Below are 26,559 nucleotides of genomic sequence, written 5' to 3' on the forward strand. Positions count from 1 at the left end.
GGAGCGGTCTCTGCATCTAGTGGTGCGGGTGGGCGAAGGTCTGCCCACCGGAGGAACCCGGACGACTCCGAATTCCCTCCTTGCCCGGCCGGCCTACTGAATTGTGAGCTTCATCGTCGTGCTCGCGGTGTTGCTTCTCGAGGCCGAGTCCGCGCCCGTAACGGTGAGGGTGTAGGTTCCCGTGGCTGCTGCGGCCGGTGGGGTGGGCTTGACGCCCGATCCACCGCAGCCGTTCAGCAGACCAAAGACGGATACGACCGCCAGCAGCACCAGCAGGCGCGCCAGCACCCGCCGGCGGCGGCGCAGACCGAACAGCAGGAATCCGGCGCCCCAGGCCGAGGCCAGGGCCACTCCAGCCGTGCCTTCCAGCCCGGAGCTGCCCTGCGCGGCCGCGATGCTGGTCGCGCCCAGCGAGATTGCATTCGGCACCGTCGTGCAGGAGCCGCCGGTGTAGAAGGTAATTTGCGTGGTCGCCGTGCCCTGCGGGCTTACGGTGGGGTTGCCATTGACGAGGTAGCACGCGTTGGACGGGCCGCTGCCGGAGACCGCAAGCTGCACGGTTCCCGCGTAGTCGCTGGTGGAGGTGACCGTCACCGTCGAGCTGGCGCTGTCATTGGTTCCCATCGTTACGTTGCCCGCCGTCAGCGTGAAAGCCGATGCCGTGGAGCTTACGATGAAGGTCTGATCCCCGCTGGCCGCGGCAAACGAGCTGTCGCCCGAGTACTGCGCCGTCACGGTATGGCTGCCGGCCGCGAGCTTGCCGAGGGCATACTGCGCCGTGCCGTTGGCCAGGGTCACCGGCGAACCCGCCGCCGTGCCGTCCAGCAGGAATTGAACGCTTCCGGTCGCGCCCGCCGTGACGGCCGCGGTTGCGGTCACGCTGTCCGTGGTCGTGGGGGAGGCCGGCGTCACCGACACCGCGGCCGCCGAGGTCGAGAGGCTGACGACATCGAAGCTCACTTGGCCAGTCGAAGCCGCATAGCCGGTATCGCCCGAATATTGCGCGGAGACGGTGTGCGCACCCGGCGTCATTGCCGGCAGCGTGACCGTGGCGGCTCCGTTCGCCAACGTCACAGGATTGTTCGTGTCATTGCCATCCACGGTCAGATCGACCGTGCCCGTGGGGGTGCCGGCCGCCGCCGAACTGATCATCGTCGTCACGGTAATAGGAGTGCCCGCCGTAGGCATGGCCGGAGAGATGGTGATGACCGTGCTGCTCGGAGGCAGCGCCGCAACATTCAGCACGGCCGTCGTGGCCGAACCGCCCAGCGTGGAGTTGCCGGCATACTGCGCCACAACCAGGTGGTTGCCCGCCGTCAATGGGGTGCTGGTCGCGGTGGCCACATCGTTGCTCAGGGCCACCGGGCCGCCTGTGGGCACGCCGTCGATCAGAAACTGCACATTGCCGCTGACGGCAGAGGGACTGGAGGCACTGGCCACCGTTGCCGTGAAGGTGAGCGTCGAGCCGGCATCCGGCGCCGAGGGACTCGTCGTCATCGTGATCGAGCTGCCGCCCAGAGGGGTTGCCGATCCATAGTTGGGGAAGGCCTGGGCCAGCAGCAGAGCGTCGATCGAGCCCAACCCTGTTGCCTGGTCATAGCCCGTGGTGGCGCTATAGCCAATCTCCGTGGTACTGCCCGTGCAGTCAGTCGTTCCCGTGGCGCATGGACTGTCGTTGTTGCCCACCGTGATGTCGTGAAAGGCAGACGGCGCGCTCGAGGCGAACTGATAAAGCGACGGGTTAATGTTGCCTTCGCCTGCCGACCCCGTGCTCTGGTTGATCAGCGCGGTGATCCCCGCAAAAATGGGCGCGGCAAAGGAGGTACCGCCCGCTTCATACACATAACCGTTGGCGCAGTTATTGCCTTTTGAATCCGGCGGCCCACAGTAAAAGTACGGATCATGCTCGCCCGACGAGTCCAGTGCGATATCCGGAACGTCGCGAGCGCCGTCGGAAGGAACGCCCGTGCCTGCCTGCCACGCCGGCTTTGAAAAAACCGTGCTGGCGCCCCCGCCCGAGGCCGAGAGCTCCGGAGCAACTGCATCGTCGTTCCAGACCATTTCCGGGATGTAGCTGGTCACCGAACCGCCCGTGCCGTCGTTTGAGGAGTTCCAGTAGGAGGTATTCGTCCCTTCGTTGAACTCGGTTCCTCCCACGCCGGTCACGTCCGGAGAGTCGGAGGGAAACTGGATGGCGAGACCACTGGCGGCGATCGAGTTCCCGCGATCGCAGGCCGTTGCGCCCGAGTCGCCCGAGGCCGCAATCAGCGTCTGGCCCTGGGCTGCCGCTTCGTCCATGAAAAACCCATAGGTATCCGCCTCGCTCTGCCCGTACAACGGCTCGCAGGCCCCATAGCTGATGCTGATAATCGGTGCAATGTCATATTGAATGGCATACTGCATCGCGTCGAAGGCGCTGGAATTGCTGTCGTTGCCGACGAAGAGAAAGTTCACCGTCGCATCCGGCGCAATCGAGCCCGAATACTCGATATCGAGGTCGGATTCTCCTTCATCGTCTGCCGAGGTCACCGCCGGATCTCCGGTGAATGGAACCAGGGTCATGATGAGGCTATGGTTCCCGCCAAAGTTGGAATCGAAGAGAGCGATGTCATCGGGGTCCACCAGGCTCTGTCCCACCACCGCAATCGTCTGCCCGGCGCCGGTATAGCCCGCGTTATAGATCGGGTGGATATCGTAGATGGTCTTCAGGTCTTCGGGCACGGTGTAGTGATTTCCGCTCGTGTCTGTGAAGTTGGGGCTCATCTGTACCATGGCGCTGCTGCGGTGCAGCGGCACCGGGCGCAGCGAGTTCAGGTGGCCGATGGCGCGCACCAGGCCGGTCAGGCTCGCCGGCAGGGTCACGGGCGTGGCATTGGCAAAGTACTTCCGGCTTCCCAGGGCATAATTGTGGATCTCGGTCTCAAAGGCCGCATCCACCTGCGTGACGGTCCCGGAGAAACGCACAGACTCCGCGTCCGCCTGCTCGATGGCGAAGCCCTGCGAGCGCAGCCACGCCTCGGCCGTCGCAACCTCGGCCGCCGAGGCCCCGAAGCGCGTCCTGAACTCGGCCGGCGTCAGCCAATGGTGATAGAGCGGCGACGACGGATCATGCTGCTCCTCCAGAAGCGTTGCAAGCGCCGCCTTCTGCGCGGCAGTCGGGGCAAAGTACATCTCCACATGTCTCAGCACGGCGGAGGACGTCATCTGCCCGAGATCGGACGAAAGACCCACCGCCGGCACCAGGCTGTTGGTCAGGGTGCGGGCAGGCGGCAGCGCGGCTGCCTTGTTGGTGGCCACGGCCTGTGCGTATCCTGCCGCCGCCGGCAGCAGCAGGGCGGCGGCGGCAGCCACGGCCCCCCGGCGCGCCCGGGCGCCAAAGACCATGCGGCCGAGGCGCGTCAGCCTCGCAACCACCCGGGAGCGAATCGAGAACATGAGGGTCAGCGCGCTGTGAAGAAACATCGCTGCGAAAACAAAAACCATGGAATTCCTCGCGAGATCGAAGTCATCGTTGAAAGCGGTTGTGGAGCCACAGGAATCTACCGGCTCCTTATGCCCGGGATGGGCCAGGCAGCGGGAGCGGTGGAATCGATTCCGCTCCCCTGCCGTACCCCTCTGCTCGGCGGCCCTGACGGTGGCTGATCCTTCACCCCCGCTCATCACTGCACCTGCAGGGTAAAGGTCGTGGTGGCGCTCTGGTCACCGGCCGTCGCCACGACCGTTACAGTGCTCGTTCCGGCCGGGGTAACATCTGTGCTGGCCGTCTTCCTGGAATCACCGCCACAGCCGGTCAGCAATCCGCCCGTGATGGCGGCCGTAAAGAGCACGGCCATCCATAGCTTGAGCAGGGCTCCGCGGCGCTTTCGCCTGAAGCCGGACAGCGCGATGAGTCCGGGAATCGCGGCCGCCATCCACGGTGCCCCCGATCCCGGCGCCCGGCTCTTGCCCGGCAGGTTTCCATCCGCGTGCAACTGCGCGCTGAGGCCGCCATCGGTGACCACCTGCAGGGTGGCCGTGCCATAGGCCTGCGTTCCGGTGACCGTGCTGAAGAGGCATTGAGCCTTCGCGGGCAGGCCCGAGCACGAGAAGGAGAAATCATTGGCGGCAAAGCCTGAGACCGCGAGCGTTGTTTCCGCCGTTCCTCCCGGATTGCCCACGTTGAGCGTGCTGGAGTTGATCGTGACCGCCGGCGCTGCCGCCGCCACCGTGATCGTGAAGCTTCCCGAAGCCGTGACCGGCACACTCTCCGAGTCAGTGGCCTGCACTGTGAAGCTGCTGATGCCCGGCGCCGTCGGCGTGCCTGTGATGGCGCCTGTCCCGGCATCGAGAGAGAGGCCCGCCGGCAGGCTGCCGCTGGTCACCGCCCACGTGAGGGGAGCCAGTCCGTTCTGCTCGCTCAGCGTCTGCGAATAGGCAGCGCCCACCTGCCCATCCGGCAGGCTTGACGTGGTCACCTGCATGGCAGGCACCGTCAGGGTGGCAGACCCACTGATGGTGCCGCCGCAGGTCAGGGCATAGGTGTAGGTCCCGGGTGCCGTCGGCGTAATGGTGGCAGAGCCGCCATAGTAGTCTCCACTGAGCGTGCCCTTCTGCATGCCCGACCAGCCGCCCGCGCCGGCCCCTCCGCTTCTGACGGTGGCAAAGCAAAGCTGCGCCGTGGTTGAAAATGCGTAACCGGCCTGCCAGTTCAGCTGCACAGGCGTACCTGCCGTCGTGGTCTGTGAGCTCAACGTCAGTTTCACCAGCGGCGCAAGGGCCGGACTCGGTACCGCTTTGAAGATTGCACCATTCGAGTTCGGGCCGCCGGTGTCCGTCGTTCCATAGAGGTTGCCGTCGCTGCCCACGATCGGGCCGCCCAACGACTCCGCGTAACTTGGACCCAACAGGCCGAGCGTCACAAAACCACCCGCGGGAGTGAGTTGGAACAACGTACCTGCCGGGCTGTTGGTGGTCGTTCCGTAGAGATTGCCGTCGCTGCCGAAGCTCAGCGTGCCTTCCGGCCGGCCGCTGTCGGCAGCCTGCCCGGTAAACTCATAGAGAGTGGTGAAGGTTCCCCCCGGCGTGATGTTATAGAGCGTTCCCTGGCCGGTGGAGTCAAAATCGTCGGCGTACAGTCCAAAGTTATGGGTCGAGCCATAAAAGCTGCCGTCCGGGCCTTCGACCAGGCCCCCATCCGGGTTGCCGCCATCGTTGCCGCCCCCAAAGTGGTACAGCGTGGTAAACCCCGTGCCCGTTTTGCTGAGTTTGAAGACGCTGCCAACAAAGTAGTGCGTGGGCCCCACCTCGTCGTTATTGGTGGTGCCATACAGATTGCCGTCGCTGCCTTCGACCAGCCCCGCATACGGACTGGCTCCATCCGCATCTTCGCCCAGAAAGGTATAGAGGGTCGTCAGCACTCCCTCCGGAGTGATCCTGAAGATCGTGCCGTACCCCGTGAAGCCCGCGGCGTTGATATCTCCGCCATAGACGGTCGTACCGTAATAGTTGCCGTCGCTGCCTTCGATCACCCCTCCGGCAGGAAAGCTGCCGTCCGTGCCGCCGGTGAAGGTATAGAGCAGGGTGAAGACGCCCGAAGGACTGATCCGGAAGACCGTGCCCGCTCCATCGGCTCCGCCAAAGGCGGCGGTGCCGTACAGGTTGCCGTCGCTGCCCGCAAATAGACCCGCCTCGGGCATCTGGCCGTCGGGCGATCCCTGGAAGCTATAAAGCACCGCGTACGCGCCATCCGGCATTACCCGAAAGATGGTCCCGTCCCCGTTGGCTCCCCCACGCGCGGTCGTGCCGTAGAAGTTTCCGTCCGGCCCCTGCACCAGATTTCCGTACGGAGATTGTCCGTCGGTGGTGCCATTCAGGGCATAAAGATTTGTTATCGTCGCGCTCTGGGCTCCGGCGTGATGCGTCAGGGCTCCAAAGAAAAGAACGAGGATGATCAAGCGAATCGCTCGGCGCAAAACTAGCCTCTCAGTGTCATTAAGAATTCACGGATACTTCGCCACAGGGAGGAGGAGTCGAACGGGCCCGATTCCTCCCATGGGAATCTGCAAAAACCGGCCCTGGAAGGAATGAGACGGAGTTCCGCCGTAGCGTGGAAGCCACATGGATGCGGCCTCCACCAATTTTTGCGACTGTGGAAAAATTGGCTGGATCGGTTTGAAGGAACTATGGCATTGCAACGCCCAGACCACAAGCATCTTATGGGCATCATTTCGGCAGCCGGAAGGAATCAGGAAAAATCATTTTGTATCTGCAACTTGGCTATTCATCGAGAGCACTGTTGCCCCTCCTTCGGCCCCCCCGCACAAATTGCTTTGAATCGGCAAACCGATTTGAGACGATGTGACATGGAGCCCCAAGAGCCAACCGTCTTTTCCTTTGCCGCCTATCTTTACGACGCAGAGAATCGACGCCTGACCCGGAATCAGGTTCCCATTCGCATCAACCGGCAGATGCTCGATCTGCTCGATTTGCTGGTCCGCAGCAGCGGCCGCCTCGTGACACGAGAGCAAATCCAGAAGACACTCTGGCCCGGCCAGTTTCTGGACAATAGCGAAAAACGGATCACGAATGCCGTCGCCCGTCTCCGCCACATATTGGGAGACAACTCTTCCCGGCCCAGGTACATCGAGAGCGTTCCTCGAACCGGCTATCGCCTCATCGCACCCATCCGTGTTGTGGAGCTGGCACGCGGTGCTCGTCCGGCCCCTGCCGCCCTGCTCCCTCCGGCCGTGGAAACCGCCGTGCCTGCCGAGGGTCTCCCCGAGGTTCTCCCCGACGCGCCTTCTGCCCTTTCCGGCACGACGGCTACCGCCGACTCCCCGTCACTTTCAGAGGACCGGGAAGCCCAAACCCGGAGTGCCGGCCTTCTTCAGCCGCCTGGCTCTGCTTCGGCGCCGATAAGCGGCCTGCCGAGGGCCCTGGGGCGGCGCGGCGTCTTCTATGCGGCGGGCGTCTTGCTGCTGCTCGCGGGCATGCTGGCGATGGCGCCGCGGCTCAAGCGCAGGCCTGCCGCCGCTCCGGCCGAAATCACGCTCGGCATTGCACCTTTTCAGGCCTCCGGCCCGGGCGCGGCCAGCCTGGCGCAAAGCTTCCGGCTCGATCTTACCGATACGCTTTCGCAACTGCCCCATCTGGACGTGCGAGCCTCCAACTCCCTCGATCTGCTCAATCTCGACCGCTCCACTTTTCGCGCCCAGGCTACGCACCTGGGCCTGGATGTATTGATCCTTGGCAGCTTCACCCTCCAGAACAACGAGTGCCATGTGCAGCTCGAACTGGTGCGCGGCAACGATCTGTCTCACATCGCCAGTTTCAACCGCACCGTTTCCCGCTATGAGCTGGCGGACCTTCGCACCATGATTCAGGATGAGGTCTACCGGAGCCTCAAACTCTCCCCGGTCTCCGGCGGTTTGCCCACCACCCCGATCGACGGAACCTCCAATCCCCTGGCCTACGACGCCTATCTCCGGGCCCAATATCACTTTTCACAGCTCACTGGAAATTCGCTGGTCCTGGCCGTGGCCGAATACAACGAAGCCATTGCCGACGACCCCAACTTCGTCGACGCCTATGCGGGCCAGGCACGCGCGTACATCTTTCTGGTGCAGAACGACCGCATTGGAGAGAGCGAGGGCTATACTCTGGCCCGGCAGGCGGCGCGCCACGCATTGGCGCTCGATGCTCATACGGCCGAGGCCCATGCCGATCTCGGGTTCATCTACTTTCTGCAGAGCTGGAACCTCAAGGCCGGCGAACGGGAGCTGCGGCAGGCCATTTCCGCCAATCCCGACGACCCGTTCTACCATCAGGGCCTTGCATTGATCTATAGCGATGAGGGCCGCTTTCACGAAGCCGAGGCTCAGATCAACCAGGCACTTGCCGTCGATCCTTACTGGGTCTCGGCCTACATCACCGATATTCATATCGCCAGCGTTGCCCAGGACCGGTCACGCGTCGAAAGCGATATTCGCAAGATCATGCAGTTGGCTCCTAACTCCACCCACGCACGCGACGGCATTGCAAATGCGGAGTGGAGCCTCGGCCTGCATCTCCGGGCTATTCAAACGTGGCGAGAGATGGCCGTTATGGACCACACGCCCAGCCGCATCGCCATGGAAGACCGGGGCCTTGCGGCCTATCGCAGGGGCGGAGTCGCCGCCTATGCCCGGATCCGCATCGAAGCCATCCGGGAAGGGATGAAGACCGCTCCCCATGGAAACGACTTTTTCCCTCCCGAATGGTACGCGCAAGCCGGGGAAACACAACAGGCACTTCGCGCCATCCGCGCCAGCATTGCGATGCATGATGATGGCGTTCCCGGCATGACGGTCCTCCCGGCTTACGATTCGCTGCACTCCAACCCTGAGTTTCGGGCCCTGCTTGCCGGCGTGGGACTCAATATCCCTGCGCGGGCCCATAGCTGACCGGCTTTTGCATCCATCCCCGCACCCCTCCCAAAAGCACCAGCAACTGACAACTGACCACTGACAACTGACCCCTGGCAACCAAAAACTCCCACAGCCCCACCCGGTACCATAAAGCTATGTTCGGCAAGCTTTACGCCAATTGGATGTACCGCTGGGAAACCGCCCTCACCACCCGCGATGAGAACCGCGTCGTGCGCCCCCTTCCATGAGAAGCCACTCCGATGTCAACTATTTTTTCTTTTTTGCTGGCAAGGAAAGTTCTCCGTGCGTTGCGTAGGTTCCGTCAGGGGCGCGTGTTTGTTGCGCGGCGAAGCGAACCCTTGACGGGTTCTGCGCAACGCACTACACAGATCACCCAGCAAAAAAGAAAAGCAGCCGCTGTAGCCTTACGTTGGTAGATTTCGCCCGCCAGCCTTCCATCCGCACTCTGAAATGGACCATGCGGTCCGGTGCACCTTGTCATACTGGCGAATGCTGCTACCTTGACTTCGGTCTACAGGAGGAGAGCTCCTCTCTGTGATGCCAGGGCGCGCCCGCAGTCATTCGTTTCCGGTTTCGACGATTTCGTACCTTACAAACAACGTTATGCAGAGACTGGTTCCAGAGCGCGTTGCTTGATCCTGCTGTTATACAGCGGATCATAGACCTCGCCTGTGACCCACAAGTGATGCAGAAGAACAGCGAGTTTGCGGGCAACGGCCACAACCGCACGACTTCTTGCTCCCCGGCCGCCTCGAGCGATCAAGCGTTCGCCCCATCGCCGCAGATCCGTGTCCGGACCGAACGGACCCAGGATGTACTGTGCGGACTGCACCAGCATTCGCCGCATGAATCCATCCCCCTCTTTGCTGATTCCCAATTGCGGATTGCTTTCCCCTGATTGGTAGCACCGAGGTCTAAGTCCAAAATATGCTCCCGCATTGCGGCTGTGAACCATACGACTGCTGCGTCCAATGGTCAGTACAAAACCGAGCGCGGTCAGCGGCCCCACGCCTCGAATCTGCTCTAAATGCTGGGTTGCCGGATAACTCGTCTCCGCGATTCTGGCAATCTTACGATCGTAGCGTTTGATCAAGTTCGTCAGGCTTTGGATCTGATCAAGAAGCGGATCGAGCGCCAGCAGCAAATCCGACGGTACCGCCGGCCTTGCACGATTGGCGAAGCTCACTGGGGAACAACTCGGCAATCTGGTTCCGGTGGGCTTCACCAAGCCGCGTGCACAGTTAATCAGTCTCGTCCGCGTGCGCACCAGCAAATCTCGTACCCGCAAAACCGCCAACATGCTCTGGTCTTCGTCGCTGCGATGCTCAACTGGACCGAGTAACTCGGGATCGACCCTCACCAGACGCGCCAGAGCGCACGCATCTACTCGATCACTCTTTTTGCTGCTCTTGTGGATCAGTCTCAGACGCACCGGATTTGCCACGACTACCTCGTGACCGAGTTCCCGCAACACACGACTGGCCCAGCGGGAATGAACTCCCACTTCCATGGCAATCAGAGATGATGTCAGCACCCCGAAGTGCTCGTTGAATGCGGCTGGCGTACTAACAACAGTTCCTTCCTCGACGACAACTCCGCCTTCACCCAATACGCAGTAATGGCTCTTCTTGTCTCCGAGGTCAATCCCTATCACTCTATTCATTCCGAACCTCCTGTGCGCAACAGCGCGATAATTGCAGCTTACGTTTTGTCTCCGTCCACGTGCGTATAAGCGTTCAGCAATAAGGAAGTAGCCCAATTTTCTTCTTCGTTCAAGTGCCCCCGCTTCATGCGGCGTTATGGCAGAGCCGGTCGGAACCCGTCAAGGCTCTGCGCTTCGCTCCGACCGCTCACGCGGCGCCTGCGGCGGCACTGACATAAGAAGCCATTATCCGAGTCCTTGATTCGTAACCGTTGGCGACGAGAATCTCACCGTGTCGCCGCAATCCAAGCTTCGGCTTCTCATGTCATCTTGAATGGGGCTTTGACTGGCTCGCCGACTTCCTCGAAACCGCCGGAATCGCCCCCCAGGCTGCCGCCGCCACCGGCAACCCCGCCGCCGAAGAAGCCGCCATGCTCGCCCTCAACGAGGCCGTGCTTCGCATGCCATCCTTCTTCGACTACGCCCCGCCCACGGACTACCGCCTCGAGTCCCGCCACCCCGAGCTCTTCCCCACCAACGTCCGCCCGGAGACCCTCGCAAAAGACGCCGAGCTCAAGCAGCAGGCCCGCGACGGACAGCTCCCCACGGCCGAATTCCTGCGCTTCACCTCGCCCGTCCGCACGCCCTACCCTGAAAACGATCTCGTCAACGCGCGCTGGTTTCCCGCGCCGCCCGAGCGCCAGGCCGGCAAGCCCAGACAGGCCATCATCGTCATGCCCCAGTGGAACGCCGACGCCTTCAGCCACAACGCGCTCTGCACCCTCTTCAACCGCTTCGGCATCTCGGCGCTGCGCCTCAGCAAGCCCTTCCAATGTGATGAGCATGGCTAAATCGAGTCGGAAATGGAGGTAAGTCTTTCGGCATGGCGAGGCCCTGACAAGGACTTGGAGGTCAGATGCCGAAGAAGAAGTTTTCAGTGGAGCAGATTGTGTCTGTATTTAAGCAGGCGAAGCTGAGATTCCGAGTGCTGCACCTCAGGCATGATAAACGCCTCGCCATTAGAAGCGTACCTACTGAAACTTCATGCCCAGCAGACGGCCGATATCGTTTTGAGCAAGATAAAGATTCAGCCGCGCGCCCAGAAGATTCACCTTTGCACTGGCGACTTCTGATTGAGCCGTTACCTCTGCGGAGGGCAGTGAAGCTTTTACCTGCACGCGCTGCTTTTCAATGCGCATCGTCTCTTCGTGAGCCTTGAGCGCCAAGGATGCCACCTGGACCAATTGCTGCAGTTGCTCCTCTTTGTCGTAGGCGGCGGCGATCTCAATGCGCACATCGTTTTGCAACTGGGCCAATTGTGTTTGCGCCATGGACAGTTTGACGTGCGCATCGTGAAGCCTGGCTTCTCGCGCCCCTCCGTCAAATAGGGTGAACTTGAATGATGCGCCGAAGGTGCCAAAATTGTGCGTGAAGAAGGGCAGCCCGCTCTGATAGCTGTAACGCGCAATCCCTGTAATGTCAGGAATGTATGCATCCCGGGCCGCATCGACACCGGCCTGCGCTTTTTTTAGCTCTTGCCGCGCCTTCAGCACCGCCGGGCTTTTTTCGAGGACCATCTGCATCGCCTGGCTGCGCGACGGCAGTATCGACGGCGTTTCCAGATCAGCAGAACTCAGTGTCAGGCTCGTGCCCAGTGGCAGGCCCAGCAAGTCATCCAGCTTGAGGGTAATATCGTCCAAATGCAATCGCGAAACTAGTACTGCTTGCTGCTTGTCCAGCAAGCTGGCCTGTGTCCCGAGTTGGGCGTTCGTAAGCAGGTGGCCGTGTTGCACGGACTGCCGCGCTTCCTCCGCGGATACGCTGGCCGCATGCACGGCATCCTCGGCCGCACGTTCGCGGGCTTCTTCGATGAGATAGCTGTAGTAGAACTGATGAACTTCCAGAGAGATATTATCTTCCGCATCCTGCTCGGTGAGTTGCGCGGAGTGAAGGTCTGCATCGGCCGCTCTCACTCCGGCGCGAATTCTGAAGAATTGAGTCATGGGCTGAGCCAGCCCCGTTCCGCTGGTATAGGTGGTGCTTGCGCCCTGATCGATACGGACCGTATCCGCCGGTACAGCGGCACCAGATGTGCCGCGCGTCAAGGCACCGGCAGGAATCACAACCCCCTGAAGCGCACTGATGTGCAATACGCTCGAACTGTTACTGAGTCTGGGATAGAAGTGCGACCGCGCGATGCGCTTCTCTTCGCGGCTGTCTTCGACAGCCAAACGCGCCAGCGCGAGACGGTGGCTGTGCTCCATGGCCAGATGAACCGCCTGAGGCAGCGTCAGCACGAGCGGCTCGCGCGTGAGTGGCTCCGCTTGTTGAGCAGGAGCCGGCCACACGCTGGCTGTGGCCAGCATGGCGACAGTCAGCAGAGTCTTCCATTTCCATTCTTGCTTTTCCGGCATGCAAAGCCTCCTTATGTAGTGCTTTTGCCCGCACCAGGCGTCGCGATGATCTGTGGAAAGCCGAGCTTGAGCGCGCGCAGACTGGCGGCGATGAGCAGGCAGCCAGCGGCGACCGTGGCAATCAGGGTGAAGCTGTCAGCCAACGATAAGGTGAACGCTTGCTGGCGCACGCTGACAACGAGAAGTTCCACGGAGCGTCCGGCGAGCGCATTCTGTGTGAGCGCGCGACTTTGCATGACCGGGAGCAGGGCACGCTCGCGAGCGAGCAGTGGAGCAGAGCCGCCCTGTACGCCCGACGCCAGCAGGTTGTAATGAAAGACCTCGCGGACATGCAGAAAGTGACGGATGAAGGTAGCGCCAACCTCGCCGCCAAAGAGACGGATGGTTTGAAAGAACCCGGCAAAGGTGAGCACATCAGCAGGCTTATTGAGCGAGCCTGAATTGAGAATGTCAAGAATAATGGCGCCCACCATGCTGTTGAACGCAAGACCTTCGCCCATGGCAAGCACAAGTTGGCTCACGGTGAAGGTATTGCCGGCCCATGCGGTGGTGAGGTGCGAATCCATCAGGGAGCCGAGAGCGATAAGAGAGAACCCAGCGGCCAGCACCAGCCGGGTATCCACTTTGCCGAGCAGATAGACCGCGAAGATACCCGCGAGAAATTGAGGAATCGCAAGCCAGAGCAGCACGGGGCCCACCTGATCAGGCCGGTAGCCCTTGATTGCGCTGAGATAGCCTGGAACCAGCACAACGGAAGCAAGCAGCACGAAGCGGAACACCATCACCGTCAAGCCGAGCAGCAGCGTGTTGCGCCGGCGCAGAAATGGAAAATTGACGAGTGGATGTGGCTGGCAGAAGTGACGAACGACCGCAGCAAGAATCAGAAACGATCCTGACAACGCCATGGCGGCAAAGGTGCCGGAGTGCCACCAGTCGAGCCTTTGACCCTGATCCAGCGCGCCAAAGACGAGAGCAGCCCCAAGACTGGCATAGAGAAATCCGCGCCAGCTTATACGTGGCTGCCTAGGAGCGGAGCGAGGAATGGGCTGCGTGGGAATGCCTGACTGCACCAGCCACACCATAAAGGGCGTCGCGGCTGTGATGCTCCAGAAGAGCCAGCACCATGAAAGATCGCGCATGACCCATGCCTCATAGGAATCCGCGACGTGCGTGGTGACCACGATGTCGATGGCGTAGGCCGCGATGCCGTAGAGCATATATTTCTGCGGCAGATTGCGCAGGATGAATGAGAGCGTCAGCGGATAGAAAGATCCGGCGGTAAGGCCCGCGATAGCCAGCAACGTGATCAGCCATGAGAGGTGACCGGCAAAGGGCATGAAAAATGTAGCCAGCGTGAAGATACAGGCGCACCAGAGCAAAACACGGCGCGGCCCCAGAACGCCGCCCAGATAAACCGAGAAAGGACCGATGAACATCATGCCCATGTTGTAGGCCGTGCCGAGCCACGAAGAAGCATCTGCGCTGAGTCCGAGCGGCCCGCGCAGATCGGCCGTGCCCACGCTCAGCAGTCGGCCAAAGAATGTCGCAAGCGAAGCACCCAGCAGGACGGCAAAGATACCCAGAACAGGACGAATCTGTTTTGCGGGCATGCTGCTTTGATTAGCGGCCATCGCGATTTGCTAGTTGCTCGTGGCAGCAGTTTGCGCTGCCCGCTGCACGTCATTGGTATGAATGGCAACCTCGGCCGAAAGGCCCGGCCGCAGCAGGTCGCCCGGCGGCAGATCATCAAGAACAATCTTGACCGGAATGCGCTGTACCACCTTAGTGAAATTGCCCGTTGCATTGTCAGGGGGCAGCAAGGCCGTGGCCGCGCCACTGGCCGGGGCAATCTCCTGCACATGGCCGTGAAAGGTCCGCCCCGGAAATGCATCGATATGAACATCAGCCCGATCGCTCACACGGATGCGCCGCAACTGCGTCTCCTGGTAGTTGGCCTCGACCCAGGGATCGTGCGGCACGAAGTCGACAACCTCGACGCCCGCACCGATCAATTGACCAGGATGCACCTGAAGCTTGCCGATGCGGCCCGAGGCAGGAGCGCTGATGGTGGCGTAACTAAGATTGACCTGCGCCACGATAAGCTGGGCTTTTTTCGCTGCGATTTGCGCTTCGAGGGCGCGGTCCTTAGCGTTTAGTCCGGCACGCTGTTCAAGTGCCGCTGCCCGGGCAGTCTCGCCGCTGGCGATAGCAGCCTGTGCCTGCGCGGCTTGCGCCTGTTTGGCCTGCAGTGCGGCCTGTGTGGACTCACGCGCCGCGAGCGCATGATCATACTGCTCTTGCGTAGCGGCCTGATTTGCATAAAGCGCATGCACACGGCGGTATTCGCTGGCGGCATCGTCAGCCTGAGCTTGTGCGGCGGCGATCGCATCCTGCGCGGCCCGCGCGGCGGCTTGCGCCTGCGCAATGCCGGATGCGGCGCTTTGCACTTGTGCATCCGCGGCGTGCTTTGCGGCCTGATTCGCGGCAAGCTCGGCCTGCGCCGCGGCAATGGCAGCCTGCGCTTCACTCACCACAGCCTGATAATCCGCATCGTCGAGCACGATCAGCGGCTCACCCGCACGCACCCCTTGATAGTCATGCACGTCAACAGCCTTTACCGTTCCGCTGATGCGGGTGCTCAGTGGAATCTGATTGGCTGTAACGTAAGCATCGTCGGTCTTTTGCACCACGGCGTCGCTCTGCCACGAGGTCCAATGGCCTCGAATGGCGAGAATCAGAAATGCCGCAGTGGCCAACACAGCCACAGGGATGACGAAAGACCACTTCTTCACCAGACGCACTCCCTCCTGCCCACGAGACGGCAGCAGAAAACGAAAACAATTTGGATACCAACAAGGTGTTGAACCGGTCGGAGGTGGAGGATTCAACGTCTCGATAGGAACATTTCCGGCATCCGCACAGAAAGTGAGGGGCCGTCATCTCACGGTGAGCAGGCCACCATGCGCGGAGTCAGAAGGGATAGACGGCGCTTTGAATTCTCTTGAACGCTGGATCGTCACGAATGTCATCGAAGAGAGGGTCAGCCACAATCCAGGGCAGCTCCGGCTCCCGCTGAAGGAATGAGGACTGCAGAAGATCCAATGCCTGCGCCGGCTGATGCATGGCGAGAGACAGGCGAGCCCTGCGGAAATGACTGAGATGCGCAGCCAAGTCCAGCAGGCGGGCTTGCTCAATCAGCAGTCTGGCCGGCTCCTCTTGCTGGCATAAGGCGTACAACTCTGCAATAGCTGCCCGATAGGCTGGAGCCGCTCCCGACTGGCTCACAAAACGATCCGCCATGGTAAGGGCTTCCTCGGTGTTCCCGGTCTGGACATGTTGCAACGCAAGGAAATAGGCAGGTTCAATGGAAAGCTCACCATAGCGGGCCATCTCGCCGTAGTAGCTGTTGGCCTCAGCATGCCAGCGGCTGCAGTAGAAAAAACGCCCCATGGAAACCTTCTGCCGCATGGAAAAAGGGTCTATTCTCTGAGCGGACTGAAGATGCTCCCACGCCTCGTGCAGTTTTCCCGTCATGAGTAAAAAACATGCCGAACTGCCGATGTATGGAATGCTGATTCCCAAGCCGCAAGGCCGTGCGGAAGCTCTCTTCCGCAGCCGCCCACTTCCATTCCTGCGCGAGAGCAAGCCCTAACACGGAGTGCGCTTCGGGCTGCTCAGGAGATTGAAGAACTGCCTGGCGAGCGACAAGAACAGCACGGCTCACATGTTTCTCGGCAGTGTGCATCCCCCGCTGGGCGAGTCCCACACAGCATTGCACAATGCCGCAGTCAATGCGGGTATAGCCCGGTGCTTTGCTTTGTAGCTTTTCAAAGAGATGCAGCGCTTTGCTGATGGAGGTGAGAGTGCTTTCTTCAAGCAATGCCTCTGCTGCCAGCACTTCTGTATAGAGCTTGAGCAGGGCTTCGGTTGGAGTCCCTGAAAACTGCTGGACGATCATTTCACGCGGCGAGATGCGGCTCAGCAGTGCCGCTGCAATTGCCTCCTGCATTTTCAGCAGAGCACCGCGTTCCATCACCGCATCGTAACGCTGCGACCATAGCATTAAACCGCTTGCTGATGTCAGACGAATGATGACCCGCAGTACATCCTGCTCCCGCCGCACGGTTCCACTAATGATCACCTGCGCCTGCGGATGCTGATTTCCGGTGTTACCAGTCACTCCTCCAGGGGCGGCAACTGCCCTGACCCCTTGCAGCTCATTGATGCGATGCAGAATCTCCTCAGCCAATCCAAAGGCGAAGGAAGAAGCCTCCCGTTCTTCAGCCGGCGCGGAGAGAGGTGCCACGCTCACCCAGACGCCGTCCCCCTGCACCCATAGGTCACTGGCCAAATACTCCCTCGGGGCGGCAGAAGATGAAACAAGACCCTCCACACTTTGACGCCATCGGATGATTGGGACATAGCTACCGGAGCGGAAGAACATGACGACATCATCCAGCTTGCCTTCGTCTTCGTAGTATTCCTTGAGCTTCTTGCGCAAACGGCGAGCTTCCGTTCGCACAATCGTGTCCTGACTGGGATCAAAGTCGCTTCTGCGGCCGTAGGCATGAGTTCCAATGGTGTATTCCTTCAGCACATCGGCGTTCCCCTCGACCGTTTGCTCGACGGTGTAGCGAAGGAACTGGGAAAGCCGGTTCGAACTGGCAAATGCGCGGCTCTTGAGTACGCGTTCCAGAGCGCGGAGAGCCTCTGGCCCGGGGACGGCACCGTCTTGATCGAAGCGGGTCATCTTAATATTTCAGGAAACCTCAGACGCGGTGTAGTGATGTCATTGTACGGGCAGTCTACCGACCTGATTCCAGAGTGTGATCACGGTTATCTCACTCCAATCTATCGAATGTGCGCCCTATCCTCAGAATGCCTGTTGACCGAGTAAGGGACCTAACTATGACTAACCGTGCAGCCGTTCCAACGCTGGCTCTTGTACCGCCCGGAATGCAAACCTTAATGGAAGAACTGCAACTAGCCGTGCCAACGGGACTGAAGAAATGCGCCACCGTCGAAGAAATTGTTCACGGCAAGCCGGAAAGTTTCTATGCTGTGGCCCTGATTCCATCTGGCAGCCTTCCACCCGAGCAATGGTGGAACCTCTGGGGATATCTGCAGGCTATGGAGCCGCGCCCTTCGGTACTTGTCTACGCGATCAGAAGTGATTTCGAGATGTGGACGTCGGTGCTCGATGCGGGCGGCTTCGACGTGATCGTAGCGCCCTTTACCAAGGAGAAATTGCGGGCGGCTATCTCCGCAGCCATTGGAGATTTCTATGGCAGGCACAAAATTTGATCCGGGGAGTAAAACCTTTCCTTACCGGCTCTTGCAGCGTTCCGAGGCCGGATCGAAAGCATAGCTGAGCCTGCGTTGCAGGGTTTGCCGCGCTCGCATCAGACGGCTCTTGAATGCCGGCACGGATATGCCCAGCGCCCGGGCCGCCTCCGATGACGTGAGTTCGTCCACATGACGCAGCTCAAATGCGGCGCGCAATGCCGGTGAGAGCCTCTCAAGAGCCGTCTGTAGCTTGCCGCTCATTTCGCGCCGATAGCAGTGCTGCTCGGGATTCGGACGCAGGTCTGCCGGGTCAAAGAAGGTCTCCCCATCCTCTGCCTCAAACGCCAATGGGATAACACGCCCGGTCTTGCGCTTGCGAAGAATCATCAGGGCGTGATTGATCGTGATGCGTGTCAGCCAGGTGCGCAACTGTGCATCCCCATGGAATTGATTGAGCTTCTGATACGCACTCCACACCGATTCCTGCACAGCCTCTTCGGCATCTTCGTGATGCTCAGTCACACGCAACGCCGCGCGGTGCATGTGCTGTCTATGCAGATGAACTAACGACTCAAACGAAGACACATCTCCGCGCCTCGCACGGCAGAGCAACACCTCCTCTGTAACATCGCCCGAGGGAGCAGATTCCGAAGAGAACTGCGATCGTGTGTTCGTGGCAGAGCTAAGGGAATCAGAGGAAGACAGCCGGATTGTATTCTCATGATTCATGCAGAATGCTGGCGCCTGAGCCTTTCTCTGCTGCCCATCGGCAGCGGATATGGAATCTCGCGACACGGGTGTAGATGTAGTTAAGCCTCTTTTGCAGAGCTAGCAAAAGTGTTCTCACCGTGAGGTTGCGGAGAGCGACGCCTTTGCGTCCTGCATCTCTTCCCGCGCAATGAAACTGCCCATGTGGAACGCGACCACCTGCGGAGTCCCGGCGAGAGCGTCAATCTTTGGCGTGATGCCTGACGATCAGCCGTGAGCCACGTTGAGCGGTGAGAAAGGTCCACATCCATTGCACGCTGACGCTCAGCCGCAGGTTGTTGCCAGCCAGGAATCGCAGATGCACGGCAGCCCATATCCACCAGGCCCAGAAGCCGCTCAGTTTAATCTTGTCCGACTGCAGCACCGCAAATCCCCTACCCGCGACAGCGAGATTGCCTTTGTCAAGATAGCGGAACATAGGCGCAAATGGAGCATCTTCGACACGCGCCGCTATCACTCTCGCCGCGTATTGCCCTTGCTGGATGGCGACCTGTGCCACGCCCGGTAACGGATGGCCATTCTGCTCAAAGTGAGCCGTGTCCCCCACCACAAAGACCTCGGGAAGGTTCGGGACGGAGAGATCTCGATGTACGAGGACCCTGCCGGACTTGTCCGTTTCGGCCTTCAACCAATCACCAGCGGGGGATGGCGCCACACCCGCGGCCCAAATCACAGTTCTCGCGGCGATGTGCTGCCCATGGATGGTGACCCCGGTATCATCGATCTCTTCCACTGTTTGCCCGAGCATCAGTTCCACTCCCAGACTTTGCAGACGCCTCTGCGCTGCCATGGAAAGCCTGGGATCAAAATTGTCGAGAACGCGATCCGACCTCTCCACCAGAATGATTCTTGCCATGGCCGGGTCCATGCGGCGGAAGTCGCTTTTTAACGTGCTCTGGATGAGCACTGCGATAGCGCTGGCCATCTCCACACCGGTGGGTCCGGCCCCCACAAGCACAAAGGTAAGCAGAGACTGTCTCTGTTCCAGATCCTCCGCAAACTCAGCCATTTCAAAGACGCTGAGAATTCTGTTGCGCAGCGCAACGGCATCGGCCAGAGTTTTCAACCCGAACGTGTAGCGCTCAAAATCACAATGCCCGAAGTAAGCGTCGCGAGCGCCTGTTGCAAGCACGAGAAAGTCATAACGTATGGGGACGCTCTTGCTGTCATTGATATCGGCGAGAACTGCCTTCGCTTCGGTATCAATCCCTACTACATTTCCTAGAATGACCGTAGCATTCTTCTGATCGTGCAGCACGCTTCGAATCGGTGTGGCGATCTGTCCTGGAGCAAGCACAGCCGTCGCCACCTGATACAGCAGAGGTTGAAAGAGATGATGATTGGAACGATCCACAAGAACCACTTGCACGGGCGCATCCTTCAGCGCTTTCGCTGCCGCAAGCCCGCCGAACCCGCCACCGACAATCACCACCACCGGACCACTCTTCATCATTGATTGCCTCAACCTATCTGCATTACATTGCCTGCTTAATCTCTCTAGAATCAGTCTCATAATTCCCTTGGGTTGAGATTTGTTGCATTCTGGAATTGCTCTGATGTCTCCGCGCGGCTTGGATGGCAGGACGCTGGGAGTTAACCGAAGAACAGTGGTTGTTGGTAGAGCCGGTGTTGCGGCCTGCTTCGGCAGGTGTGCGGCGGGGCCGTCCCTGGCACGACACGCGGGCCGTGCTGAATGGTGTGTTGTGGGTCTTGGGAACCGGGGCGCAGTGGCGTGAGTTGCCGGAGAAGTATCCGCCATACCAAACCTGCCACCGCCGTTTCCAGCAGTGGATCCGCGATGGCAAGCTGGTGGAAGCGCTGAGGCTGCTGGCGCGATTGCTGCACGAGCAGGGCAAGCTCAACCTGGAGGAAGCGTTCGTGGATGCAACCTTCGCGAGCGCCAAAAAAGGGGCTTCGCCATCGGCCCGACCCGCCGCGGGAAGGGCACGAAGATCGTCGCTATCGCCGCTGATAACAGTCTTCCACTCGCCGTTACTGTGGAAAGCGCTTCGCCGGCAGAGTGCCATCTCGTCGAAGATGCCCTTGCCGCCAGCTTCCTCGACGAACTTCCCGCCAGGTTGATCGGCGACAAGGCCTATGACTCGGACGGACTGGACAGAAAACTGGCCGAAGACTATGGAATCGAAATGATTGCACCGAACCGTCGCAACCGCTCCAAAACACAGGATGGCCGCCCCTTGCGCCGCTACAGGAAGCGATGGAAGGTCGAAAGGCTCTTCGCATGGATGCACAACTTCCGAAGGCTCGTAAACCGATGGGAGTACCACATCGAAAATTACCTCGGAATGGCTCAACTCGCATGCCTCCACATGATGCTCAGATATTTATGAGACCGCTTCTAGAGTGGATTCACGATCGCCTCCCATGCATCTATTCGCCAGAAGCAAATGCTGCCTCAATGAGGCTTTGCTCTCACAACGCCCACCCATGCCAGCGTGGCAAGCAAGAGGAAAACTATAAGTTGACAAGCAGCGGCTATCGGTTCTCTTCCCGTCGGCGCGTAATGATGCAGACAAGGCACCTTTGCGAATAACTGTGTGATCAGAACGAGTCCATTGAGAGCTTCTGCCATGCAGACAGCAGAGATATAAGCCGCTGAATTGTGATTCGTTTGCGCCAGGAGAGCCACCGCCAGCACGGCCAGGCTGATTATGCCCACAATGATGCCGGGGGTGATGCCATGAAATGGGAATAGAAATCCGGTCACACAGGTTGCAGCAGTCGCACACAGAAAGATGCTGCTCCAGAAGCGGAAGTGCCGCCCCATCAGGAAACCAAGAATGGAAATGAAGCCGGCTGCAATTCCAGCCAGACTAAGAACAACATGCGCGAAGGTAAAGGCCAGCAGTGCTTTCCCGGTCATCGTGCGGCTCCAGGCTAAGGATTTCCAATATTTGCACTCTTCCAAACGGACTGAAAGAGTGCCGGAACCCAACGATCTGCCGGACAGCGGCTCCATGCCCGCTCCAGAAAAACCATGTCCATTGCATTCGCTTTGGTTTGCGCGGCCGCGAGTTCCAAAAGAAAGATTGCGCCTTTCCTATAAGGGCAACCGGGGGCCGATCCATTCTCTGTCGCCTGCCGCAGAACCATGGCCGGAGCAGACAGGCACTCTGCGACGATCGCGTCAGCAGAAGCCTGCTTACGGACCGTGATGTCGCGATAGAGCTGGCGCATGCGATGAAATCCCTTGACGACGTTGTGGATTGCCACGCCCGTGCCATGTACCCCGGCAAGATCACCGTTGACCTTCGCGGCGAGCAATTCTTTCGCACGTACTACCTTCCGGCGGAAGCGCGGGGAGAATTTGGAGAGCCCTTTTGCCTGGGGAGCAGAAGCCAATAGCCTGGCGGCCTTCCAGCTTTCGGAATCAGAAGTGTATGTCTCCACGAAAAGCCTGCCGATGGCCTGCTGCGTGAGGATGCCCAACTCTTCGTCACTTCCCGAGCCCACAACCCATTGCGCCAGACTCCCCACATCAGGATTCGCCGCGTTCAGTGCGGCAGCGCGACGATTCAACTGGTTCCATAGCGCACTCTGGTTCCCTGCCCTTTCATCGTCCTCTCTTGCGCGAAGTGTCGGGAACCGATGTCCCCCAAAACTGAGCGCTTGCAGAACTCGACGCAAGAATACTGCGTTCAGAAGAGGCCATCGAGAGTCGAACTTCCGATCCAGGCGTTGATCCTCGACGAGCTTGCGAATCTCGTCGGCATCGCTCACCCGAGTCACATCAATAATGCCTGGCACGAAGCTTCGTTTCATGGGAGTCTTCCTTTAGAAGCGATAGTCCAACGCAATCGCGAGAGCATTGTTTGCCTTGAGATTGACTCCGGGGCCGGCATTGCCGGCGACGTGGCCCGTTCCGATGTCGATGGCCCATCGCTGACTCGGATACCCGGAGATTCTGACCGCATAAATCAGCGTGGTGGGAATACTCACATAAGGCACATAAGCGAGATGATGCGGTTCCTGATCCACCTCTACCGTGGGAGCGATCAGGACATGCTTCACAGGAACAGGAAATGCCAGAGCACCGAAAGCAAGCGCTTGCCATTGATCTGCATTGCCGCCATAGCCGTACACTTCGCCATTCGTTCCGCGGACTCCGGCGTTCATCAGAACAGGTAGCTTTTTATCGATGACCAGTAACTCGGTTGCCGTTCCATAAATGTCGCCGTTGGTGGCATTCTTGTGCGCAAAGCTTTGACTCACGTAAGGCACGTTGGTGCGCAGCACCCCTCCAAGCGCAAAAGCTGGAAGCCAACGATGATGAAATCCACCCTGCGGAATCACCTTGGCTTTCGCATTAAATATGTTCATCCCCGCATAGTTAAACAATGGGCTCAATGACGGGTCTCCGCCGTCGGAGTGATTATTGCGGGTGTAGCCAAACTCCAGCCAGTTTCCAAATCCTTCTTCGACCGAGACATTGAAGTAGTCTCCGGCAACAGGCCCGGCTGTAACGGCGTGATAACTGAGCGTCGGGCCATTGAAGTGGCCGGGCTTCGCGGGCACAACATTGGCCCACGGCTGGAAAAAGACCCCAGAACCTCCGTCCATCGTCAGAGCCTGTCCCTTTGCCTGTGTCCCAAGTGCTAGCAGGCTAAATGCCAGAAGAAACCCAGCCGCGACGTATCTGCAGAAAAGATCCGGAACGGGCATAGCGCCAAGCGTCGTCCTGCGCTTCGAACGATGGACGCGCTGATAACGCCGGGCCAGGCTAAGCCGGCGTGAAGAAATATTGCTTATCGAACCGATCATGATTGAAACCCCAGACTGCTCACCTTGGGCATGCTCGCATGAGTTGGGCGGAGGTTTGAAGGTTCTCAGGGGTGTCTTCACGGTGAGCTAACCGGCTGGACGGTGCTGCGGTCTGACAAGCGGAGGAGGGGTTCAAGGCTGTTCCGCAGCGTCATGCTGTCGCGCATTGCCATGCAGCCAGGAGACGCCAGCACATGCACGGCTGCTGCTTGAGACTCACCGTGAGATCACTTCACATCCCTGCACACGGTGCGTGAACGCGTATTTGATCGGAACATCGTGCCACTCGTTGCAAAAACCCGAGCGTCGGCACCGAGAGGAAAAGATATGTCAGCAGGAAATGCATTCACAGTGTGGGAAGCAACCTACGATCTATTACGGAAACTGGGGCTGACGACTGTATTCGGCAACCCTGGTTCCACCGAACAGCCCTTCCTCAAGAACTTCCCTTCGGATTTCGACTATATCCTCGCCCTGCAAGAAGCCTCAGCAGTAGCCATGGCAGACGGATTTGCGCAAGCCACGGGCAGCCCCGCACTGGTCAATCTTCACACCAATGCCGGAACAGGAAACGGCATGGGTTCCATCATGACGGCGTTTCAGAATAAAACTCCTCTCATTATTACGGCTGGCCAGCAGACCAGAGAGATGATCATCTGCGATCCTCTTTTGACGAACCGTGACGAGACCATGCTACCGCGGCCCTATGTGAAATGGGCCTACGAGCCGAAGCGTGCGCAGGATGTTCCGCGCGCGATCATGAGAGCCTACGCGCTCGCACTGCAACCGCCCGCGGGACCCGTTTTTCTCTCCATTCCTCTTGACGACTGGGATCAGCCCGCACTCGGGATCGCGGATGTTCGCACGGTCAGCAGCCGCGTCGCTCCCGATCCGGACCGTATTCGCGAGTTTGCAAGCCGCATTTCCGGTGCGAAGAAGCCCGCCCTGATCTATGGGCCTGAGATCGAGAAGGCCGGCGGCTGGGAGGCCGGCATCGCGCTCGCAGAAAAACTTCGCGCTCCGGTCTTTCGGGCACCCGCCTCGGAACGCATGTCCATTTCCGAGACGCATCCGCTATTTCAAATGCAGTTGCCACAGGCAATGGGGCCGATCAGCACGATCCTCGCGGGCTATGACCTGATCGTGGTCATCGGCGCCCCGGTCTTCCGCTATTATCCCTATGTTCCTGGCCCGGTTGTACCGGCGGGAGCGGAGTTGCTCCAGATCACGAACGATCCTACAGATGCTGGCAGCGCGCTCATCGGCGACAGTCTCTTGTCAGACGCTAAGCTCGCACTGCTGGCACTACACGATCTGGTCGAGGACCGCTCATCGCTTCCTCTTCCCGCGCGAAGGGAAAAGAAGACGCCGCCTGCCTCCAGCACCGGGATGCCGCTCACGGCAGAGGAACTGTATGCGGCGCTGGGCGAGGTTCGTCCTGAAGACGCAATTGTTGTGGAGGAGTCACCGTCGAACTTCATGCAGTTTCGTGACTACTGGCCAGCGCTGAAGCCTATGCGCTATTTCACTTATGCGAGCGGAGGACTTGGTCACAATGCTCCGTCTTCGGTGGGTGTAGCGCTGGCTCAAAAGAAGCTGGGAACAGGCCTGCCCGTTGTCATGCTCATTGGTGATGGTTCCCTGCAATACTCGGTGCAAAGCCTGGCGTCGGCGGCACAACACAATCTGAAGATCATCTACATCGTGCCGTGCAATCGAGAATACGCAATTCTCAAAGAGTTTGCGGTTCTTGAAAGGACGCCCAATGTTCCCGCCCTTGATCTGCCCTATCTTGACATCGTTTCACTGGCCCAAGGGTACGGAGTCAGGGGAATCAAGGCCGATACGAAGGAACAAATTCAGGCTGCCTTCCGGCAGGCGCTCGCAGCTGAGGGGCCAACCTTGATTGCTGTTCCGATCAAACAGGAGCTGAAACCGCTCATCCCGCCTTCGGTGAAAGCATAAAAGCCCCTTTCTTTGGTGGAAGCCATCTCGATGCCGCCGCGCCGCCTTTGCGGTGTCAGGGATGGCTTTCCTGTTTGCGAGGTCCAGAGCTGCAGCCCGCGCATGACAAACAGCGAGTGCCCTCTCTGCACCGAAGCCGGCCGCCGCGCGATGCTTATGCCTCACGGCGCGAATAGATGACTGATTGAGATGGAGGTGAAAGTTGAAAGCAGTGCAGATCACAGCTCTTGGAGGACGCGAGGTCCTCAACGTACGCGATGTAGCCATGCCCACACTTCGCACGGGCCAGGTGCTCATACGCGTTTGCTTTTCTGGAGTGAACTTCATCGACGTGTACTACCGCGAGGGAAAATATAAGACTGACCTCCCATTTGTCCCGGGCGCGGAAGGCTCTGGTTACATCGCAGGTGTGGGCGAAGGTGTTGTTGGATTTTCAGAAGGAGACCCCGTTGCCTGGTACGGGCCGTTAGGAAGCTGCGCCGAGTACGCGGCCGTCGATGCCAGCATGGTCATCAAAATATCCGCCGGGATTCCGCTGTCAGTCGCTGCAGCCCTCATGATGCAGGGCATCACCGCCCACTATCTTGCACACTCAACTTTTCCGCTGCAGGAAGGCCATACCGCTCTCGTTCACGCAGCCGCCGGCGGTGTAGGCCACCTGCTGACACAGATGGCGAAGAGAGCGGGCGCCAGAGTCCTCGCCACAGTTTCGTCAGAGGAAAAAGCCAGCATTGCAAAGGACGCAGGCGCCAGCGAGGTCATCCTTTACCATGATGTGGACTTTGATGCAGCGGCTCGGAACTTGACGGATGGCGTTGGTGTGGACGTCGTATATGACGGCGTGGGCAAGACCACTTTTGAAGGATCGCTAAGATCACTCAGGCCGCTGGGGATGCTTGCGCTTTATGGCGCATCCAGTGGGCCGGTTCCTCCATTTGATCTCAGCCGTCTCAGCGCGATGGGCTCGCTCTTCATCACGCGTCCCATGTCGTTCGACTACATTCGGCCCCACAGCAAGTACGTAGAGCGGACGGATGCAATTTTCGCGATGTACCAGAATCGTGTTCTAAACGTTCATGTCGATACGGTGTTTCCACTCGAAGAAGCCGCCGCGGCTTATGAGTTGCTGGAAAGCCGCCGTTCCAAGGGAAAGATTCTTTTGTCACTCGCATGAGCGCGCCGCGAAGGTGAGAGCCATCGGGGAAATGGCTCTCACCGTTCCGTGCGGCCGCTTTGTGTCTTCAGCGGTGCGGAGTTCGCGTTTGCGTGCAACCGGGTGAGACGCCGCGGAAAAGCT

At 59.6% G+C, this 26,559-nt stretch carries 19 protein-coding genes; 6 read left to right on the plus strand and 13 right to left on the minus strand.

What is annotated here, in order from left to right; genetic code table 11:
• Positions 1-93: 93 nt before the first annotated feature.
• Together ACP_RS17250 and ACP_RS06250 are read right to left on the minus strand one after the other, a co-directional pair.
• Complete coding sequence (locus ACP_RS17250; protein WP_015896444.1) at positions 94-3,483, minus strand: Ig-like domain repeat protein; 3,390 nt, start codon at positions 3,481-3,483, stop codon at positions 94-96.
• 176 nt (positions 3,484-3,659) lie between these two features.
• Entirely contained in the window at positions 3,660-5,933 is a 2,274-nt protein-coding gene (locus tag ACP_RS06250; protein ID WP_041839354.1) for a choice-of-anchor tandem repeat GloVer-containing protein, read from the minus strand.
• 408 nt (positions 5,934-6,341) lie between these two features.
• Between ACP_RS06250 and ACP_RS06255 the strand changes: the two genes are divergently transcribed.
• The gene (locus tag ACP_RS06255) at positions 6,342-8,420 is read left to right on the plus strand and encodes a winged helix-turn-helix domain-containing protein (protein WP_015896446.1); all 2,079 of its coding nucleotides are present in this window, start codon (positions 6,342-6,344) and stop codon (positions 8,418-8,420) included.
• Between the two features lie 586 nt (positions 8,421-9,006).
• Here ACP_RS06255 and ACP_RS06260 read toward each other — a convergent pair.
• Positions 9,007-10,068 (minus strand): IS110 family RNA-guided transposase, encoded by a 1,062-nt coding sequence (locus ACP_RS06260; RefSeq protein ID WP_015896448.1) that lies wholly within the window; start codon positions 10,066-10,068, stop codon positions 9,007-9,009.
• Positions 10,069-10,319: 251 nt separating this feature from the next.
• On the opposite strand from ACP_RS06260, the gene ACP_RS06265 reads away from it, so the two are divergent.
• Positions 10,320-10,898, plus strand: coding sequence for a hypothetical protein (locus ACP_RS06265; protein ID WP_015896449.1), 579 nt, complete (start codon positions 10,320-10,322; stop codon positions 10,896-10,898).
• 180 nt (positions 10,899-11,078) lie between these two features.
• On the opposite strand, the gene ACP_RS06270 is transcribed toward ACP_RS06265, so the two are convergent.
• The 5 genes from ACP_RS06270 to ACP_RS06290 all read right to left on the minus strand — a co-directional run bounded on the left by ACP_RS06270 (position 11,079) and on the right by ACP_RS06290 (position 17,211).
• A complete protein-coding gene (locus ACP_RS06270) occupies positions 11,079-12,461 on the minus strand; it encodes a TolC family protein (RefSeq protein WP_015896450.1) in 1,383 nt (460 codons plus the stop codon).
• A gap of 11 nt (positions 12,462-12,472) precedes the next feature.
• Entirely contained in the window at positions 12,473-14,092 is a 1,620-nt protein-coding gene (locus ACP_RS06275) for an MFS transporter (protein ID WP_148215061.1), read from the minus strand.
• 9 nt (positions 14,093-14,101) lie between these two features.
• Positions 14,102-15,253, minus strand: a complete 1,152-nt coding sequence (locus ACP_RS06280) for an HlyD family secretion protein (protein ID WP_015896452.1) — start codon at positions 15,251-15,253, stop codon at positions 14,102-14,104.
• 178 nt (positions 15,254-15,431) lie between these two features.
• Entirely contained in the window at positions 15,432-15,929 is a 498-nt protein-coding gene (locus ACP_RS06285) for a tetratricopeptide repeat protein (protein WP_148215062.1), read from the minus strand.
• On the minus strand, positions 15,874-17,211 hold the full coding sequence (locus tag ACP_RS06290; protein WP_015896454.1) for a hypothetical protein: 1,338 nt from the start codon (positions 17,209-17,211) through the stop codon (positions 15,874-15,876). Before ACP_RS06290 ends, ACP_RS06285 begins: the two co-directional genes overlap by 56 nt.
• Positions 17,212-17,369: 158 nt before the next feature.
• Between ACP_RS06290 and ACP_RS06295 the strand changes: the two genes are divergently transcribed.
• On the plus strand, positions 17,370-17,765 hold the full coding sequence (locus tag ACP_RS06295; protein WP_148215063.1) for a hypothetical protein: 396 nt from the start codon (positions 17,370-17,372) through the stop codon (positions 17,763-17,765).
• Between the two features lie 21 nt (positions 17,766-17,786).
• On the opposite strand, the gene ACP_RS06300 is transcribed toward ACP_RS06295, so the two are convergent.
• Positions 17,787-18,476, minus strand: a complete 690-nt coding sequence (locus tag ACP_RS06300) for an RNA polymerase sigma factor (protein WP_015896456.1) — start codon at positions 18,474-18,476, stop codon at positions 17,787-17,789.
• Between the two features lie 220 nt (positions 18,477-18,696).
• The gene (locus ACP_RS06305) at positions 18,697-19,968 is read right to left on the minus strand and encodes an NAD(P)/FAD-dependent oxidoreductase (RefSeq protein WP_041839356.1); all 1,272 of its coding nucleotides are present in this window, start codon (positions 19,966-19,968) and stop codon (positions 18,697-18,699) included.
• 122 nt (positions 19,969-20,090) lie between these two features.
• On the opposite strand from ACP_RS06305, the gene ACP_RS17685 reads away from it, so the two are divergent.
• A protein-coding gene (locus ACP_RS17685) for an IS5 family transposase (RefSeq protein WP_085947570.1) occupies positions 20,091-20,866 on the plus strand; the annotation gives its coding sequence in 2 pieces (ribosomal slippage) (positions 20,091-20,445 and positions 20,445-20,866; 777 coding nt in all).
• A gap of 65 nt (positions 20,867-20,931) precedes the next feature.
• Here ACP_RS17685 and ACP_RS06320 read toward each other — a convergent pair.
• From ACP_RS06320 to ACP_RS06330, 3 genes are read right to left on the minus strand one after another with little or no spacing between them, the layout of a single operon-like run.
• Entirely contained in the window at positions 20,932-21,399 is a 468-nt protein-coding gene (locus ACP_RS06320) for a hypothetical protein (protein WP_015896458.1), read from the minus strand.
• Between the two features lie 14 nt (positions 21,400-21,413).
• Positions 21,414-22,298, minus strand: a complete 885-nt coding sequence (locus ACP_RS06325; protein ID WP_015896459.1) for a hypothetical protein — start codon at positions 22,296-22,298, stop codon at positions 21,414-21,416.
• Between the two features lie 12 nt (positions 22,299-22,310).
• On the minus strand, positions 22,311-23,096 hold the full coding sequence (locus ACP_RS06330) for a hypothetical protein (RefSeq protein ID WP_041839357.1): 786 nt from the start codon (positions 23,094-23,096) through the stop codon (positions 22,311-22,313).
• Positions 23,097-23,624: 528 nt separating this feature from the next.
• Here ACP_RS06330 and mdlC point away from each other — a divergent pair.
• Entirely contained in the window at positions 23,625-25,262 is a 1,638-nt protein-coding gene (mdlC, locus tag ACP_RS06335; protein ID WP_015896461.1) for a benzoylformate decarboxylase, read from the plus strand.
• 211 nt (positions 25,263-25,473) lie between these two features.
• Positions 25,474-26,436: a quinone oxidoreductase family protein gene (locus ACP_RS06340; protein WP_041840021.1), complete on the plus strand. Its 963-nt coding sequence runs from the start codon at positions 25,474-25,476 to the stop codon at positions 26,434-26,436.
• Positions 26,437-26,559: the final 123 nt, after the last annotated feature.

The sequence above is a fragment of the Acidobacterium capsulatum ATCC 51196 genome, from assembly GCF_000022565.1.
Lineage (GTDB): Bacteria > Acidobacteriota > Terriglobia > Terriglobales > Acidobacteriaceae > Acidobacterium > Acidobacterium capsulatum.

Excerpts from the sequence above, each read along its gene's own strand:
- ACP_RS17250 (WP_015896444.1), bottom strand. The coding sequence starts at position 3,483 with ATGGTTTTTGTTTTCGCAGCGATGTTTCTTCACAGCGCGCTGACCCTC.
- ACP_RS06255 (WP_015896446.1), top strand. The coding sequence starts at position 6,342 with ATGGAGCCCCAAGAGCCAACCGTCTTTTCCTTTGCCGCCTATCTTTAC.
- ACP_RS06260 (WP_015896448.1), bottom strand. The coding sequence starts at position 10,068 with ATGAATAGAGTGATAGGGATTGACCTCGGAGACAAGAAGAGCCATTAC.
- ACP_RS06270 (WP_015896450.1), bottom strand. The coding sequence starts at position 12,461 with ATGCCGGAAAAGCAAGAATGGAAATGGAAGACTCTGCTGACTGTCGCC.
- ACP_RS06275 (WP_148215061.1), bottom strand. The coding sequence starts at position 14,092 with ATGGCCGCTAATCAAAGCAGCATGCCCGCAAAACAGATTCGTCCTGTT.
- ACP_RS06285 (WP_148215062.1), bottom strand. The coding sequence starts at position 15,929 with ATGCGGCAGAAGGTTTCCATGGGGCGTTTTTTCTACTGCAGCCGCTGG.
- ACP_RS06290 (WP_015896454.1), bottom strand. The coding sequence starts at position 17,211 with ATGACCCGCTTCGATCAAGACGGTGCCGTCCCCGGGCCAGAGGCTCTC.
- ACP_RS06295 (WP_148215063.1), top strand. The coding sequence starts at position 17,370 with ATGACTAACCGTGCAGCCGTTCCAACGCTGGCTCTTGTACCGCCCGGA.
- ACP_RS06300 (WP_015896456.1), bottom strand. The coding sequence starts at position 18,476 with ATGAATCATGAGAATACAATCCGGCTGTCTTCCTCTGATTCCCTTAGC.
- ACP_RS06305 (WP_041839356.1), bottom strand. The coding sequence starts at position 19,968 with ATGATGAAGAGTGGTCCGGTGGTGGTGATTGTCGGTGGCGGGTTCGGC.
- ACP_RS06320 (WP_015896458.1), bottom strand. The coding sequence starts at position 21,399 with ATGACCGGGAAAGCACTGCTGGCCTTTACCTTCGCGCATGTTGTTCTT.
- ACP_RS06325 (WP_015896459.1), bottom strand. The coding sequence starts at position 22,298 with ATGAAACGAAGCTTCGTGCCAGGCATTATTGATGTGACTCGGGTGAGC.
- ACP_RS06330 (WP_041839357.1), bottom strand. The coding sequence starts at position 23,096 with ATGGACGGAGGTTCTGGGGTCTTTTTCCAGCCGTGGGCCAATGTTGTG.
- mdlC (WP_015896461.1), top strand. The coding sequence starts at position 23,625 with ATGTCAGCAGGAAATGCATTCACAGTGTGGGAAGCAACCTACGATCTA.